Annotated in this window: 8 tRNA genes and 1 rRNA gene; all 9 read left to right on the top strand. The window is 49.0% G+C overall.

What is annotated here, in order from left to right:
* Positions 1-89, top strand: a 5S ribosomal RNA gene (gene rrf / locus KNQ18_RS17140); the annotation flags it as partial.
* A gap of 79 nt (positions 90-168) precedes the next feature.
* Positions 169-244, top strand: a tRNA-Asp gene (locus tag KNQ18_RS17135).
* Positions 245-254: 10 nt separating this feature from the next.
* Positions 255-330: transfer RNA gene (locus KNQ18_RS17130), tRNA-Phe, on the top strand.
* 8 nt (positions 331-338) lie between these two features.
* Positions 339-414 (top strand) — tRNA-Thr (locus KNQ18_RS17125).
* An 11-nt stretch (positions 415-425) separates the two neighbouring features.
* Positions 426-501, top strand: a tRNA-His gene (locus KNQ18_RS17120).
* Between the two features lie 23 nt (positions 502-524).
* Positions 525-600: transfer RNA gene (locus tag KNQ18_RS17115), tRNA-Lys, on the top strand.
* A gap of 7 nt (positions 601-607) precedes the next feature.
* A tRNA-Leu gene (locus KNQ18_RS17110) sits at positions 608-691 on the top strand.
* Between the two features lie 7 nt (positions 692-698).
* Positions 699-773 (top strand) — tRNA-Gly (locus tag KNQ18_RS17105).
* A 21-nt stretch (positions 774-794) separates the two neighbouring features.
* Positions 795-881 (top strand) — tRNA-Leu (locus KNQ18_RS17100).
* The last annotated feature ends 1 nt before the right edge of the window (position 882 follow it).

Raw genomic sequence — 882 nt, 5'->3', positions numbered from 1 at the left:
CCCGTTCCCATGCCGAACACGGAAGTTAAGCACTTGAACGCCGAAAGTAGTTGGGGGCTTCCCCCTGTGAGGATAGGACGTTGCCAGGCTTTTGTTTTTTTAATAAAACAATTGACAGACTTACATAGATGTTTTATCATTATAGAAGTCGTCACCTTATACTTAAACGGTCCTGTGGTGTAGCGGTTAACATGCCTGCCTGTCACGCAGGAGATCGCGGGTTCGAATCCCGTCAGGACCGCCATTTTAATATCGGCTTTGTAGCTCAGTTGGTAGAGCAAAGGACTGAAAATCCTTGTGTCGGCGGTTCGATTCCGTCCAAAGCCACCATTTCTTTTGCCGGTGTAGCTCAGCTGGTAGAGCAACTGACTTGTAATCAGTAGGTCGCGGGTTCGACTCCTGTTGCCGGCACCATTTTTATTTTGGCGATTGTGGCGAAGTGGTTAACGCACCGGATTGTGATTCCGGCATTCGTGGGTTCAATTCCCATCAGTCGCCCCATTTTTTAACTTCATATCATTTATGTGTCATTAGCTCAGTTGGTAGAGCATCTGACTTTTAATCAGAGGGTCGCAGGTTCGAATCCTGCATGACACACCATTTTTATGCGGGTGTGGCGGAATTGGTAGACGCGCTAGATTTAGGATCTAGTGTCTTTGACGTGGGGGTTCAAGTCCCTTCACCCGTACCATTTATATGCGGAAGTAGTTCAGTGGTAGAATACGACCTTGCCAAGGTCGGGGTCGCGGGTTCGAATCCCGTCTTCCGCTCCATTTATATTTGAATAGCATTATGCGGTCGTGGCGGAATCGGTAGACGCGCTAGGTTGAGGGCCTAGTGGTGGCAACATCGTGGAGGTTCAAGTCCTCTCGACCGCACCAT

Origin of the sequence: Exiguobacterium sp. s78, assembly GCF_018618985.1 — a bacterium.
GTDB lineage: Bacteria > Bacillota > Bacilli > Exiguobacteriales > Exiguobacteriaceae > Exiguobacterium_A > Exiguobacterium_A abrahamii.
Note: the sequence above shows the minus strand (reverse complement) of the source record. Positions and strands in the feature narration are given on the sequence as shown.